Origin of the sequence: Pseudoalteromonas rubra (assembly GCF_000238295.3) — a bacterium.
GTDB lineage: Bacteria > Pseudomonadota > Gammaproteobacteria > Enterobacterales > Alteromonadaceae > Pseudoalteromonas > Pseudoalteromonas rubra.
This window is the reverse complement of sequence record NZ_AHCD03000032.1, coordinates 95,275-108,972: the sequence shown is the minus strand read 5'-3', so window position 1 is coordinate 108,972 and position 13,698 is coordinate 95,275. Positions and strand designations below refer to the sequence as shown.

Below are 13,698 nucleotides of genomic sequence, written 5' to 3'. Positions count from 1 at the left end.
AATGTGCTCTTTTATAAATGGATCACCGAACGAATACTCTTACCCTGATGCATTAGCTCAAATGCTTCGTTAATGTCATCTAGTGACATCGTGTGGGTAATAAAGTCATCCAGTTTAAATTCACCTGCCATGTAACGCTCGACGATTTCTGGCAGCTCTGAACGGCCTTTAACACCGCCGAATGCCGTGCCTCGCCATACCCGGCCGGTTACCAATTGGAAAGGACGGGTAGAGATTTCCTGACCTGCACCCGCAACCCCGATGATCACGGATTCGCCCCAGCCTTTGTGACAACATTCCAGTGCGCTACGCATAACATTCACGTTACCAATACACTCAAATGAGAAATCCACCCCTCCGTCAGTCATCTCAACGATGACCTCCTGAATAGGTTTGTCATAATCATTTGGGTTGATGAGATCCGTTGCACCGAGTTTTTCTGCCAGCGCATATTTGTCTGTATTGATATCAACGCCGATGATCCGACTTGCACCCGCCATCACAGCACCAATCACGGCTGACAGGCCAATACCGCCCAGGCCAAAGATGGCAACGGTATCGCCAGGTTGTACTTTGGCTGTATTCATCACCGCACCCATCCCTGTTGTTACCCCGCACCCTAACAGGCAGATCTCTTCCAGTGGCGCAGTTTTATTGACTTTGGCCAGGGAAATCTCAGGAAGAACAGTATATTCTGAGAAGGTTGAAGTGCCCATATAGTGATAAATAGGCTCACCATCTTTGTAAAAACGAGTGGTTCCGTCAGGCATAACCCCTTTGCCCTGAGTTGCACGGATTTTCTGACATAAATTTGTCTTACCTGACGTACAGAATTTACATTCGCCACATTCTGGTGTGTAGAGCGGAATAACGTGATCACCGACTGCGACACTGGTTACCCCTTCACCGACAGCTTCGACAATACCGCCACCCTCGTGACCTAAAATCGCCGGGAAAACGCCTTCTGGATCTTCTCCTGATAGGGTGAACGCGTCTGTATGACAGACACCTGTGGCAACGATTTTAACCAATACTTCGCCTGCTTTAGGCATCATCACATCCACTTCTTCAATACTCAGTGGTTGTCCTGGTCCCCAGGCAATCGCTGCCCGTGATTTAATAAATTCAGCCATCATTACTCCAGTTTTGTAGTGTGAAAACAAAAGTATAACTTGCTGTGAGAGTTTGATAATCTTAAAAATTAAGAAAGACTTTTACGTATTTGTAATAATGGATAGATGGTCAGGTTTAGATGAGTTTGTCGCGGTGGCGACCAGTGGTTCCTTCACAGCGGCAGCGCAGCAGCTGGACACTTCAGTGGCGCAGGTCAGTCGTCGGGTTAAAACGTTGGAATCCGAGCTCGGTTATCAGCTACTAACCAGAACAACCCGAAATCTGGCATTGACACCCGAGGGCCAGGTGTTTCTCGGTCATGCCAGGTTGCTCCAGCACGCCTATGATGATGCAACGGCGGCACTGAGACAAAGAGACAGTGAGCCAACGGGGAAAATCAGGCTGACTGCGCCTGTGATGTACGGCGAACAATACATCATGCCGTTGGTACATCAGTTTATGTGTCGTTTTCCTTCGGTGACGGTCGATATGGAGCTGACCAATGCGCAGTTAGATCTGGTGGAGCAGGGCGTTGACCTTGCAATTCGGATCGGTCAACTCAAAGACTCCTCATTACATGCAAAACGCCTGTCGCAAAGGCGCACTTTGGTGTGTGTTTCTCCACAATACTTAAATCAGCAGGGCCCAATTACAGCAATCAGAGATCTGCAAAGGCAGAATTGTCTGTTGGGCAACGCACATTACTGGCGCTTTATGGATCACGGCGTAGAGCGGCATGTTAAGGTAACTGGTACATTGAGATGCAACAGTGGCTGGGCGTTGCTGGATGCGGCGAAGCAGGGGTTAGGTGTTGTTCAGCTACCGCACTATTATGTGCAAGATGCCATTGAACGTGGTGAATTAGTAACAGTGCTGGATGCGTTTGCACCCATGGAGGAGGGGATCTGGGCGGTGTATCCGCCCAGAAAGTATTTGTCTACGGCTATCCGTGCGTTAATAGACTTTTTGGCCGACGCGCTCTAGGCCTCAATAGTATTGCTTTGCATCGCTTCCAGCGCGCTGGTCAATGCCTGCTCGCGGCTCTTGCAGAAGGCATGGTCACCCAGTTTGCTTCGAATATCGAACTTCTGAAGCTGCTCACTTGTGTCTTTATTTGGTGAGTAAATAAAGACCTGACAGTCAGCATCCAGTGCATCACTGATGGCGTTTTCAATAGCGAGGCTGACGGTCACATCCAGCATGGCCACATCACTTAAATCAAGCACCATGGTTTTATATTCGCCGATATGGCGATGCTGGCGAGTGATTGCTTTTGATACACTAAAGATCATCGGACCGGACAGATAAAAGAACAAAAGTTTGCCTTTGGCCTGCTCTAATAACGCACGCTCATGCGTTGAAAGTGGAACATCTTCATCGGCATCACCATCACTGATGGCTTTTACATGTTGTTCCTGAACTCGGCTGAGGCGTTCAATCACCATAATATTGGAAATAAAGACCCCCAGGCCAACTGCAACCATCAAATCGACGAAAACCGTCAGTAACATAACACCATACATGATGGCCATCTGACTGATACTGAGTTTATGTGCACGCTGAATAAAGCTCCAGTCCAGAATGTTAATCCCGACATATACCGCGATACCGGCGAGCACAGCCATCGGGATCGGTTCAGTCAGGCTGCCAGCCACAAATACAACGGCCATTAGGATCAGGGCGCGGAAAATCCCTGCTAATGGGGAGCGTGCACCTACCTGTATGTTGACAACTGTGCCCATGGTGGCACCGGCACCTGGTAGTGCGCCGAAGAAGCCTGCAATCATGTTTGCAATACCCTGACCACGTAGTTCTTTATCAGAATCGTGCTCTGTACGCGTCAGACTGTCACCGATAACGGCTGTCAGCAAGGTATCAATGCACCCTAAGGTACCCAGCACCAGGGCATCGATAACCATTTCGGTAAAGAGTTCCGGGGTAAAAGTTGGCCAGACAATTTCAGGCAAGCCACTGGGGATCTCACCAATTCGGCGAATGCTGTCAGTATCAAACAGCAAGATTGAGATTAAGGTCACAATGACTAGTGCAACTAGTTGAGCAGGCACATACTGGCGATACTTCTTAGGCATGTAAAACAGCACACCTAAGGTGAGGACCCCTAAAAAGAGCTCAGAGAAATGTAAATTGAGAAATAGCTCAGGAAAAGCGGACAACGTACCTGGCACACCGCCTGGGGGCGCTTGATGCCCGAGCAAGGGAGCCAGTTGCAGTATGATTAAGATGACACCAATTCCGGACATAAACCCGGAGACCACGCTGTATGGCATCAGGGTTACATATTTACCAAGCTTGAGCGTGCCCAGTAATATCTGAAATGCGCCCGCCATCATCACCACTGTGAAGGCCATTGCCGGCCCCGCTTCGGGGTATTTTGATATCATGGTGGTCAGAACTGCTGTCATAATGACCGTCATCGGGCCAGTTGGTTCTGAGATCAGAGAAGTAGAACCGCCAAATAAGGCAGCGAAGAGGCCAACGAGAATTGCGCCCCACATACCGGCTTCAGCTCCGGCTCCGGATGCCACGCCAAAGGCGAGGGCGAGTGGTAGGGAAATGATCGCAGTGGTCACACCACCGAACAAATCTCCCTTGAAATTCATATGTTTAAATCTTGATAACGAAAACATTGAAGGTCCATACCGCGAGATTTGCCGCATTCTACACTAAAACCCGGTGTAATTTAGAGCCACTATTAAAAAAATTTTACACTTTTTTTTGGGGTCAAGGGTATGACCCGGCTTTCTTGATTGTGCTAGTATCGTGCACTGAACTTATACGCAGAAAAATAAACTATTATGTTTCAGCCTGTTAGCCTTTATATAGGGCTCAGATACAGCCGTGCCACCAAGGGCAATGGGTTTGTATCTTTTATTTCGTTTTTTTCCATTGCCGGGATAGCGCTCGGGTTAATGGCGCTCATTACAGTCAGCTCTGTGATGAATGGGTTTGAGCAGAGCCTGAAAAACGCCATGCTCGATTTAATCCCTCATGTGCAGCTACACAAATCATCAGATGAAGCATCGCATGACGCCGGGGCGCTGTTGACTAAACTGAGTGCACTGCCAGAAGTTAAGCGAGTAACTCCTTATGTCACCAGTGATGTGATCCTGCAAACGAATAAAGATTTGGTTGGTGTACGTCTGCAGGGCGCCTTTTCCGGCTATCCGTCGGCACTTGAGCCACACATAGAAGCCGGCAACCTTGCGCAGTTTCGTGAACAGAAATATCAACTGGCGCTGAGTCGTTATCTGGCCAATCAGCTGGATGTGCGATTGGGTCAAAAAGTCCGGGTGATTATGCCCGACATAAGCAGTTACACGCCCATGGGGCGGGTCCCCAAACAGCGTTTATTTACAGTCGCGCTGATTTACAATACCCATAGCGAGGCCGATGTTAATCTGGCATTCGCCGATGGTAAAAGCCTGCAACGCCTGCTTAAACGCAAACCGACGGACTTTGACGTGAGTATTACGTTGAAAGATGCCTTTGCGGTCAATGATTTCAAAACAGTTCATGCACCGTTGTTGTCAGGGCTGGAATACTCGGACTGGCATGTGCAACAGGGGGCATTATTTGCTGCTGTGGCTATGGAAAAACGCATTATGTCCTTACTATTGGGACTGATTGTGATTGTGGCTGTATTCAATATTGTGTCGGCCTTGTCGATGATGGTCAGTGAAAAGCAAGGTGAAGTCGCCATTTTGCAAACCCTGGGGTTGGCACCTGGCGCCATAGCACGGGTATTTATGATCCAGGGGTTGTATAACGGTGTGGTTGGTACGCTGATCGGCACCGTGTTTGGTTATCTGCTGGCCAGTCATATCAACGAAGTGCTGGCAATCAGCGGGCTATCTTTGCTGGGTGGTGCTGAGTTACCGGTCAGGTTTGACTGGTTGAGTTTGAGTTTGATTGTTGCAACCAGTCTGATTTTGAGTTTTCTGGCAACATTGTATCCGGCGTTTAAAGCCGCAAAAGTGCTTCCTGCTGAGGTGTTAAGGTATGAGTGATTTAGTAATTGAATGTCAGGGTCTGAATAAGGCTTATGATGAAGCGGGCCAGCAGGTTGAAGTGTTAAAAGGCGTTGATCTGGCACTTGAACAGGGCGATATGTTGGCCATCGTCGGCAGTTCCGGCTCAGGAAAAAGTACCTTGTTGCATATATTGGGCACATTGGATACCGCCAGCAGTGGTTCAGTGAAAATTAAAGGTACCGATGTTGCTCAGTTATCACGTCGCAAACAAGCGGATTTTCGTAATCAAAATCTGGGCTTTATTTATCAGTTCCATCACCTCCTGATGGATTTCACCGCACTGGAGAATGTGGCTATGCCTTTGCTGATTGCCGGTCAGCCGCCTAAAGCTGCACAGGCACAGGCCGAGGAAATGTTGGGCAAGGTCGGTCTCGCTCATCGCGGTGGCCATCGACCGTCGGAGTTATCAGGCGGGGAGCGTCAGCGGGTTGCCATAGCCAGGGCGCTGGTCACGCGTCCCGCATTGGTATTAGCAGATGAACCTACAGGTAATCTGGATAAGCAAAATGCATTGAAAATCTATGCCTTGCTGAAAGAATTAAACCGGGATTTAAAAACCAGCTTTGTGGTGGTAACACATGACCTCGAGCTGGCGGCAAAACTGGGCCGTGCCGTAGCGCTGGACGACGGTGTGCTGATTGAGCATGCCTTGCATAGTGAGGCTTGAGCCATGTTGAGTGTGTTTATCAGTAACCGATTGCGCGCATCCAAGCATCAGGCTGGTATGATCGGGTTTTTGAGTAAATCATCAACGCTCGGTGTCATGCTGGGGGTGGCGGTGCTTATCGTCGCACTCTCTGTGATCAATGGGTTTGAACAACAGCTGAAAACGCGTTTACTGTCTGTGGTTCCTCATGTCGCTTACCAGGCGCCTTACGACCCAATTTCAAATTGGCCTGACAAAGTGCGATTGCTGGAAGCGCAACAAGGTATCGTGGCCGCGGTGCCTGAAATATCGGTCACAGCCATGGTACAGTTTCGTGGTGAGCTGAAGGCCGCTGAAGTGAAGGGGATAGATTTTCTTTCTCATCATAAGGTATCAGATGTGGGACAATTTATTGCTGATACTTCACTGAGCGAGTTGACCGACAATGACATCGTCTTAGGGCGGCATATTGCCACAGAGTTGGGTGTAGAGCGCGGGGATAAAGTCACGCTGTTAGTGGCAAATTCACAGGCCGCTTCCCCCCTGGCAGCCCCAAAGCGGCTGAATTTTGTGTTAGCTGATGTGATTAATATGGGAGGACCCATTGACCGGTCACTGGCTTTGGTCTCTGTGAAGCGGTTGCAGCAGGCAATGGGGCTTTCGGATGATCAAGTGACGGGACTACGGGCAAAAGTTGAGGATGTATTCTCCGCGCATCAGGTTGCAATGACTGCGGGCCGGGCGTTACCTGATCTGGTTTACGTTAATAGCTGGTTTCGCACGCAGGGGAGTCTCTATCAGGATATTCAAATGGTGAGAACCATAGTGTACCTGGTCGTATTTTTGATCATTGCGGTTGCCAGTTTTAATATTGTGTCGTCTATGGTAATGGAAGTGAAAGAAAAGCAAGCGGATATTGCAATTCTAAAAACCATGGGGACCAGAGATAGCACTATCTTTGCGACCTTTGCGATCCAGGGCGTTAGTTATGCGCTAATAGGCGCTCTGGTTGGTTTGTTTGTCGGTATTCTACTGGCGCTGAATATTTCAGACTTATTCCGTGCCTGGATTGAGCTTGATGGAGATAACCCGTTGCAGGGCGTTTATTTTATTGAATTTTTGCCCAGTCAGTTGGATTGGCTAGATGTGATTTCAGTGTTGTCTATTACGCTTGTTATTTCTGTATTATCTTGTCTTTACCCGGCCTGGCAGGCTGTAAAAGTAGATCCAGCCAGAGTCCTGGGAGGCTAGTAAAGGTAACGCATACCCAGTGTATGCGTTACTCTTCAAAGTGCAGGTAGCTGGATTTATCAGCTACAACATACTCGACGAAGTCCGTGATATTCAGCGGCTTGCTGTAATAATATCCCTGTATATAGTCAACCCCTTTGGCTTTGGCATAGATCATCTGGTCTAATTGTTCTATGCCTTCTGCGACCAGTGGTTTATCGAGATTTTTTGCCAGTGACACAATAGAATTGAACAGCGACTGCATTTTTCCGTCACTGACGACATGGGTGACAAAGGCCCGGTCAATTTTAATTTCATCAAAATGGAGTTTACACAAGTAGCTCAGGCTGGAGTAGCCGGTACCAAAATCATCAATCGATATCATCAGTCCTTCGCTTTGTAGTTTTTGCAGTATCTCATTAATATAATTAAAGTTATCTATGAGGGCCGATTCAGTGAGCTCCAGCTTAATTTTAGCAGGGTTAAGCGACAGCTTCTCCAGTGCTTGCAGCAAACGGGTAGTAAAGTTAACGTCAAGAATTTCAACTACGCTGATGTTAATGGCAAAACGAAACTGGCGAGCCTCAATGTGCTCTTGCGCCAGTAAACCTTTTAGCTTATTAATCTGGCTCAGCGTAAATAGCGTTAGTTTGTTGATCTCGCCCGTACTTTCAATGATTGGAATAAATTCGGTAGGCGGTATAGGCTGACCATCAAGCTCCCAGCGCATGAGGCATTCAGCCCCAATCAGGCGCTCTGTTTTGGTGTCATGAATTGGCTGAAAGACGACTTCAAAGCTGTCAGCGAGGTTATCCTGATAAAGGGCACTGCGCAGGCCGGTTTCAATTTTGTTTTGTCGTTCAATTTGCCTGGCCAATGTCTCTTTGAACTCGACCAGGCGGTTGTGATCTGACAGTGCATCAAAGGTTGCCATTTCTGCTTTGTTCAGGCTTAACTCATGGTCGTCACTGGGCTGCTCTTTATAGTAACCCAGCGAAACATTGCTGTAGAAACTGTTGCCGTTAAAATTAAAGGGCTCGTTCAGTTGCTTGTATAAGGTTTCGATATTCAGTGGAACCGTATTCGGAATGAACACGCAGTAACAGTCGGAAGAGTGTTTAGAAAATATACCTTTATCAAATTCCCCCTGAAATCGTGCCAGTATCTCCATAAATACCAGGTTGGCAACACCAATATTCCAGACTTCGGAAATACGTTGAAAATTGCAGATCCGGACACAGCAAATGGTGCCCTGATGAGGTTGCTCTTTAATTTTGTTAATGAAGGCATCCCGATACAGCAACCCGGTGTGAGGATCACGGATTGCGAGCTGTTTATTCAGGCGTCTGATGGAGATCAGCTCTTCAATGGGTTCGAGCCTCAGGTAATATTGGTCGTCTTGCCTGAAGCTGTATAGTCTGACCCAGGTAACGCTGCTGTTATCAATGCTGATACCCAGCTCAATTTGATCAAAGATAGGGTCGAACAAGATTTCACTGAGATTAAGCTCAGCAAAGTCTTCATCAATAAAAACCAGCTTTTGCGATAGTATATCCCCGGGCTTTAGGCCGAGTGTTTGCTCGGCAGCGTCAGAGATGGAGATGATCTGTCCCTGCCTGTCATAGCTAAGATAAGCAATGTGCAGTAATTGACTTAATTGGTTTTTCATACAGATCACCCAAGCGCTTTTTGGATCTGGTAAGGGAGGTTGCTCAGCGCATAAATTTTATCGGCGCCCCCCCTCGCGATGGCCTCTTTCGGCATACCAAAGACCACACAACTGGACTCGCTTTCTGCAAAAGTCACCGCTCCCTTTTGCTTCATTTCCAGTAAACCACTTGCGCCATCATTGCCCATGCCGGTGAGAATAATTCCAAGGGCATGATTACCTACCGACTGGGCTACGGAGCGAAATAACACATCCACCGAAGGCTTGTGGCGACTGACAAGTGGTCCATCGCGTATCTCTAAATAGTAGTCCGAGCCTTGGCGTTTTACCAACATATGCTGGCCACCTGGGGCGATATACACATGGCCACGGCGGATGCGAGTGGCAGTTTGTCCCTCTTCTACGCTATGAGGTGTGATGTCGTTAAGGCGTTGAGCAAACGCAGCCGTGAACTTACCTGGCATGTGCTGGACGATAACAATCGGCGGTGAATGGGCTGGGAGCTGCTGTAAAAGTCGGGCGATCGCCTCAGTTCCGCCTGTCGAAGCGCCAATGGCAATCACTTTTCCGGCACTGTCTGGTGGCTGTGCAGTTTTGTGGGCAGGTAGCACTTCTTCTGTCGTATGTAGCTCGCGAAAGGTGCCTTCTTCGAGGTATTTGAGTTGACGGACTTTGGCTTTAGTCGCCCCTTTAATAGCGTCAATGATTTGCGACACTGAGTCACTGTGTAAAAAGTCTCCCAGCCCGTGAGTGGGTTTGGCAATCACATCCACAGCGCCACAAGCAAGTGCTTCCATGGCGGTAGTGGTTTTTTCCTGCGCCAGTGCCGAGCAGATGATCACCGGCGTAGGGCGTTCCTGCATAATTTTCTTCAGGAAAGTGATGCCATTCATTTTTGGCATTTCCACATCCAACAAAATGACATCCGGCCAATTTATATTCATCTTTCGCTCTGCAATGATGGGGTCGGGGGCGGTGCCGCTGACCACTAAGGTACGTTCATGGGCTATGATCTCACTCATGACTTGGCGCATCAGGGCGGAATCATCGATGATGAAGACGCTGGTCATAAGGCAACCTTCTTGTATATGCAGGGACTCAGGGTTTGCAGACAAGCAGGCTTGTCTCGCATGGCTTCCGAGTGTCCCAAAAAGAGTAAACCACCATGGTTTAAACGTTTGATGATATTATTCAGGATGGCTTGTTGTTTGGATTTGTCAAAGTAGATGAGTACATTACGCAGAAAAATCACATCAAATGAAAAATCTACCGTGGTTAGGTGTAACAGGTTGTCTTCCTGAAAGCTGCATTGTTTTTTTAGCGTTGAGATCAGCGTGAAGTTATCGGCATTTTTACCCGTTCCTTTCAGGCAATAACGGATCCGATAGCGTTTGGGAATTTTGCTTACGGTAGATATGGCATAGCGCGCATCTCTGGCCATAAGCACAGACATTTCAGAAATATCTGTGCCGATAACATGCCATGGTCGGTTATAGAATAAGTCGTCCAGTATCATGGCCAGTGAGTACGCCTCTTCTCCGCTTGAGCAGGCGGCACTCCAGGCCCGAATGGGAGAGTGGCGTGGACGATTATGTTGATAGTAGTGATAAAGAAACTCAAACTGGGCCTGCTCCCTGAAAAAATAGGTTTCATGCGTGGTGAGTTTATCAATAAACACTTGCAGCTCTTCTTGTCCCTCGGGTGTCATTAACAAGCGATAATACTTGCTGAAAGAAGGGCAGCGTCTGGCACGCAGTCGGCTGGCAAGGCGGCTTGCCACAATATCTGCTTTGTTTTTACCCAGGCTGATCCCGGTATGCTGCTCAAACAGGCGGTTGAGTTGCTGAAACTCCAGAGTTGAAATCGCCATTGCTGCCTAACGCTGACAAAATCGGGAGAAGAATTCAGCCTGGGAGGATTTCAGTTGCGTATTAATCTCACTGATATTGAGTACACTGTTCATGTCGAGCAAAATGGTGAGCTGATTATTAATTTTAGCCATTTTCCAGACAAAGTGACGAGGGATATTGGCTCCGAAAGAGGGGGAGTCCTCAAGCTGATTGCAATTGATAAACTGAATAGACATTACGCTGCTGACCAGCATGCCGAGGGTCATAACTTCGTCCAGACTGGGATCATAAAAGTCATATAACACGATACAACTGTATTTGTTGTAAGGCTGAGGGTTTTTCAGCATCAGGCGGTGCTGCATATCCAGAACCGGAATAACACTGCCCCGGACATTGATCACGCCCCGGATCACCTGATTGCACATAGGGACCATCGTCGTGTCGGTCAGCTCAATGACTTCTTTCACGGACTCTATCGGAATGCCAAAGGTATCATACCCGATCGACACTAACAGTGAATGGAGTTCTTCGGTGGTCTTATTGCTGTCTGTGAGAGTGGGCGCTGAGTTCATATCACCTTTCCTCGTAGGAGTGTGCGGGGTCAGAGTCGAGTGTCAGTTCCAGTGCAAGTTGTTTATTATGTTGTTGTAAGTCGTCAAACAACTGCACATCATCCAGCGTCAGTATTTTGGTTATGTCCAGTATGGTCATCAGATTGTCTGTTAGTTTAGCCAAACCATACACAAAACGGCTATGAAACTGACCTGCAATACTGGGCACCTGGTCAATCTCATGTGCAGGAATATCCAGCACCTTAGTGACCATATCGACTTTCAGGCCGACAGTAATATTCTGCGCTTTATAGTTGCACTCAGCGACAATAATGCAGGTACGATTGGTGTTGGGCTGTGCGGGTTTGTTCAGTCGAACGGATAAATCAAAAACAGGAATGACCAGGCCCCTGAGGTTGATGGCACCGATAATGAAATCCGGTGCCATGGGAATTTTATCCACTTCGATATATTCCATGATCTCTCTGACAATGGAAATACTGATTGAATACGATGCGCCGTTGAGCTCAAAAGCCAGATACTTATCAAGATCATAGGCCGCGGTGACTGGGTTATGTACTAGTTCACTCATCGCGCATTACTCATCAAATGGGGTGTAACCATCTTCGCGGCTATGGCTACTGTCGTGAATGACATTAGACTGACGGCCTTTGTGGCTGCGGCCATTGTTACTCAATTTAAAGTAGCCCACGGTCGAGCGAATATCTCCGGTTTGATCCTGAACCATTTTGGCTGTTGAGGCGAGTTCCTCTGATGCGGATGCATTTTGTTGCGCAATTTCATCAAGCTGAGCCACGGTACGATTAATCTCAGCCACACTGGTACTTTGTTCTGTCGACGCCGCGGTGATCTCCTGCACCAAATCGGCGGTCTTGCCAATGTTGGGTACCATTCTGTCGAGCATGGCGCCTGCGTGTTGTGCGATTTTAACGCTGTTGTCGGCAAGTGTACTGATGTCTTGTGCGGCAACCTGAGACCGTTCTGCGAGCTTACGTACTTCATCAGCCACCACGGCAAAGCCCTTGCCGTGTTCACCGGCTCTGGCCGCTTCAATGGCGGCATTTAAGGCCAGGAGATTGGTTTTGTATGCGATGTCTTCGATGATGCCGATTTTCTCTGCTATCTGGGTCATGGCCTGAACAGTATCTTTTACAGCCTGGCCACCATCGTTTGCCTCGCTGCTGGATTGCTTGGCAATGTCATTGGTCATTTTGGAGTTTTCGGTATTCATTGAAATGGACGAACTCATTTGTTCCAGCGATGCTGAAGTTTCTTCCACACTGGCTGCCAGTTGATTGGAGGTGGAACTGAGCATACGAGAAGTAGTGCTTACTTCATTGGTACTGTGGGCAATGGACTCAACAGATTCCTGGATATCCAGCAGGATATTTTGCAGCCGTTCGATAAAGCCATTGAAGCTTTGTGCGGTTTGACCTATTTCGTCATTACCAAAATCCGGTATACGACGGGTCAGGTCGCCTTCCCCTGAACGCAGGTCTTCCGCTGCTTCTGCCAGCGCATTGATAGGCAGCACTATGCCTCGTATCAAAAAAGCGGCGGTGGCGATGGCGAGGACGATAGCAACAATAAGTAAGCCCCAGACAAGCTTAATACTGTCCCTGGCGGCAGACATAAGATCGTTGAGTGAAGTGGTGCTCTCAGCTATCGCCTCGTTGGAGATCTTTTCCAGTATTTCCTCTATTTTACTAAAGATGTCGTGCTCCAGTCGGTCCACATCTTTGGAAGCCTGGATCTTTTGTTTTGGGTCATACATAGCAAAAATTTCTTTACCACCGTTGTAGAGACCCAGATACATGCGTTCTATGTCACCAATGGCTTTAATTTCCAGAGGTTTTCTTTCCAGAGGTTTAAGCTCTGAGAGAAAATTAGAAAAGGTACGGGCGTCTTTTTCAAAGGCAGCGGTTGCACCCACCCGACCACGCATATAAGCATTAAGTGACCCCATCATGTCGCCTTGTTCGTCAATCAGCTCCAGATAGTAACGTACCCCGGGTAAATCATCGTTGACCACTTCGGCAAAGTCGCCACTGCTGCCGGCATCAGCCACTTCGGCCTCTTTTTGGGAGTCAAGTAAACTTTCGAGCGGTTCCGCGAACTCTCGATTGATGTACTCATATTTTTCGACGGCTTTTTCTTCCTGAAGGGGGTCAAATCGGTCGAAAATCAGCTCCTGATTCTCGCTGGCATAGCGACGTACTAAATCTTCCAGCTGACGAATGTAGCTGGTATCAACAGAATTGAGTCGCTTAAGATCTTCGAGATAGTTAGTGAATTCACTGTAGTTTGACAAAAAGTCCGCTTTTTCGTCGGCCTCACCGGCAATGTATTCCAGCACATTGCTGTTCATGTCCCCCAGTTCATCCAGCATATTCAGCGCATAAATGGCTTCAGGTATGTCGTATTGTCCGACATCGGTGGCAAATCCTTCTATACGGCCATTTTTCATTTGCACAGACACGGCAATCACCAGTAGTAATAGCCCCATGGTAAACATGGCCAGAATGATTTTGTTTTTGATGGTCAGATTCTTAAACATCTTTACGCT

Annotated in this window: 12 protein-coding genes; 4 read left to right on the top strand and 8 right to left on the bottom strand. The window is 48.0% G+C overall.

The window, feature by feature from the left end; genetic code table 11:
- Window positions 1–11 precede the first annotated feature (11 nt).
- Complete coding sequence (locus PRUB_RS08685; protein ID WP_010385430.1) at window positions 12–1,133, bottom strand: S-(hydroxymethyl)glutathione dehydrogenase/class III alcohol dehydrogenase; 1,122 nt, start codon at window positions 1,131–1,133, stop codon at window positions 12–14.
- Between the two features lie 97 nt (window positions 1,134–1,230).
- Between PRUB_RS08685 and PRUB_RS08680 the strand changes: the two genes are divergently transcribed.
- Window positions 1,231–2,097 (top strand): LysR family transcriptional regulator, encoded by an 867-nt coding sequence (locus PRUB_RS08680; RefSeq protein WP_010385429.1) that lies wholly within the window; start codon window positions 1,231–1,233, stop codon window positions 2,095–2,097.
- On the opposite strand, the gene PRUB_RS08675 is transcribed toward PRUB_RS08680, so the two are convergent.
- A complete protein-coding gene (locus tag PRUB_RS08675) occupies window positions 2,094–3,761 on the bottom strand; it encodes a SulP family inorganic anion transporter (RefSeq protein ID WP_021032851.1) in 1,668 nt (555 codons plus the stop codon). The two genes, PRUB_RS08680 and PRUB_RS08675, sit on opposite strands and share 4 nt — an antisense overlap.
- Before the next feature lie 168 nt (window positions 3,762–3,929).
- Here PRUB_RS08675 and PRUB_RS08670 point away from each other — a divergent pair, with 168 nt between their 5' ends.
- From PRUB_RS08670 to PRUB_RS08660, 3 genes are read left to right on the top strand one after another with little or no spacing between them, the layout of a single operon-like run.
- Window positions 3,930–5,141: a lipoprotein-releasing ABC transporter permease subunit gene (locus tag PRUB_RS08670; protein ID WP_010385426.1), complete on the top strand. Its 1,212-nt coding sequence runs from the start codon at window positions 3,930–3,932 to the stop codon at window positions 5,139–5,141.
- Window positions 5,134–5,832, top strand: a complete 699-nt coding sequence (lolD, locus tag PRUB_RS08665; protein ID WP_010385425.1) for a lipoprotein-releasing ABC transporter ATP-binding protein LolD — start codon at window positions 5,134–5,136, stop codon at window positions 5,830–5,832. Before PRUB_RS08670 ends, lolD begins: the two co-directional genes overlap by 8 nt.
- 3 nt (window positions 5,833–5,835) lie before the next feature.
- Window positions 5,836–7,062 (top strand): lipoprotein-releasing ABC transporter permease subunit, encoded by a 1,227-nt coding sequence (locus tag PRUB_RS08660; RefSeq protein ID WP_010385424.1) that lies wholly within the window; start codon window positions 5,836–5,838, stop codon window positions 7,060–7,062.
- A gap of 28 nt (window positions 7,063–7,090) precedes the next feature.
- Here the strand turns inward: PRUB_RS08660 and PRUB_RS08655 are convergent, their stop codons facing one another.
- Genes PRUB_RS08655 through PRUB_RS08630 form a run of 6 tightly spaced genes read right to left on the bottom strand, consistent with a single transcriptional unit; the run spans window position 7,091 to window position 13,689 of the window.
- Entirely contained in the window at window positions 7,091–8,710 is a 1,620-nt protein-coding gene (locus PRUB_RS08655) for a bifunctional diguanylate cyclase/phosphodiesterase (protein WP_010385423.1), read from the bottom strand.
- A 5-nt stretch (window positions 8,711–8,715) separates the two neighbouring features.
- Window positions 8,716–9,780, bottom strand: coding sequence for a protein-glutamate methylesterase/protein-glutamine glutaminase (locus tag PRUB_RS08650; RefSeq protein WP_010385422.1), 1,065 nt, complete (start codon window positions 9,778–9,780; stop codon window positions 8,716–8,718).
- Window positions 9,777–10,580: a CheR family methyltransferase gene (locus PRUB_RS08645; protein WP_010385421.1), complete on the bottom strand. Its 804-nt coding sequence runs from the start codon at window positions 10,578–10,580 to the stop codon at window positions 9,777–9,779. The genes PRUB_RS08650 and PRUB_RS08645 overlap by 4 nt, the downstream gene beginning before the upstream one ends.
- Window positions 10,581–10,586: 6 nt before the next feature.
- Window positions 10,587–11,132, bottom strand: a complete 546-nt coding sequence (locus PRUB_RS08640; protein ID WP_010385419.1) for a chemotaxis protein CheW — start codon at window positions 11,130–11,132, stop codon at window positions 10,587–10,589.
- Window position 11,133: 1 nt separating this feature from the next.
- Window positions 11,134–11,703 carry a chemotaxis protein CheW gene (locus PRUB_RS08635; protein ID WP_010385417.1) on the bottom strand — a complete coding sequence of 190 codons (570 nt, stop codon included), beginning with the start codon at window positions 11,701–11,703 and terminating at the stop codon, window positions 11,134–11,136.
- 6 nt (window positions 11,704–11,709) lie between these two features.
- Window positions 11,710–13,689: a methyl-accepting chemotaxis protein gene (locus PRUB_RS08630; RefSeq protein ID WP_010385415.1), complete on the bottom strand. Its 1,980-nt coding sequence runs from the start codon at window positions 13,687–13,689 to the stop codon at window positions 11,710–11,712.
- Window positions 13,690–13,698: the final 9 nt, after the last annotated feature.

What these genes read in the sequence shown, in the direction of transcription:
- PRUB_RS08685 (WP_010385430.1), bottom strand. Translation starts at nt 1,133, where the DNA reads ATGGCTGAATTTATTAAATCACGGGCAGCGATTGCCTGGGGACCAGGA.
- PRUB_RS08680 (WP_010385429.1), top strand. Translation starts at nt 1,231, where the DNA reads ATGGATAGATGGTCAGGTTTAGATGAGTTTGTCGCGGTGGCGACCAGT.
- PRUB_RS08675 (WP_021032851.1), bottom strand. Translation starts at nt 3,761, where the DNA reads ATGTTTTCGTTATCAAGATTTAAACATATGAATTTCAAGGGAGATTTG.
- PRUB_RS08670 (WP_010385426.1), top strand. Translation starts at nt 3,930, where the DNA reads ATGTTTCAGCCTGTTAGCCTTTATATAGGGCTCAGATACAGCCGTGCC.
- lolD (WP_010385425.1), top strand. Translation starts at nt 5,134, where the DNA reads ATGAGTGATTTAGTAATTGAATGTCAGGGTCTGAATAAGGCTTATGAT.
- PRUB_RS08660 (WP_010385424.1), top strand. Translation starts at nt 5,836, where the DNA reads ATGTTGAGTGTGTTTATCAGTAACCGATTGCGCGCATCCAAGCATCAG.
- PRUB_RS08655 (WP_010385423.1), bottom strand. Translation starts at nt 8,710, where the DNA reads ATGAAAAACCAATTAAGTCAATTACTGCACATTGCTTATCTTAGCTAT.
- PRUB_RS08650 (WP_010385422.1), bottom strand. Translation starts at nt 9,780, where the DNA reads ATGACCAGCGTCTTCATCATCGATGATTCCGCCCTGATGCGCCAAGTC.
- PRUB_RS08645 (WP_010385421.1), bottom strand. Translation starts at nt 10,580, where the DNA reads ATGGCGATTTCAACTCTGGAGTTTCAGCAACTCAACCGCCTGTTTGAG.
- PRUB_RS08640 (WP_010385419.1), bottom strand. Translation starts at nt 11,132, where the DNA reads ATGAACTCAGCGCCCACTCTCACAGACAGCAATAAGACCACCGAAGAA.
- PRUB_RS08635 (WP_010385417.1), bottom strand. Translation starts at nt 11,703, where the DNA reads ATGAGTGAACTAGTACATAACCCAGTCACCGCGGCCTATGATCTTGAT.
- PRUB_RS08630 (WP_010385415.1), bottom strand. Translation starts at nt 13,689, where the DNA reads ATGTTTAAGAATCTGACCATCAAAAACAAAATCATTCTGGCCATGTTT.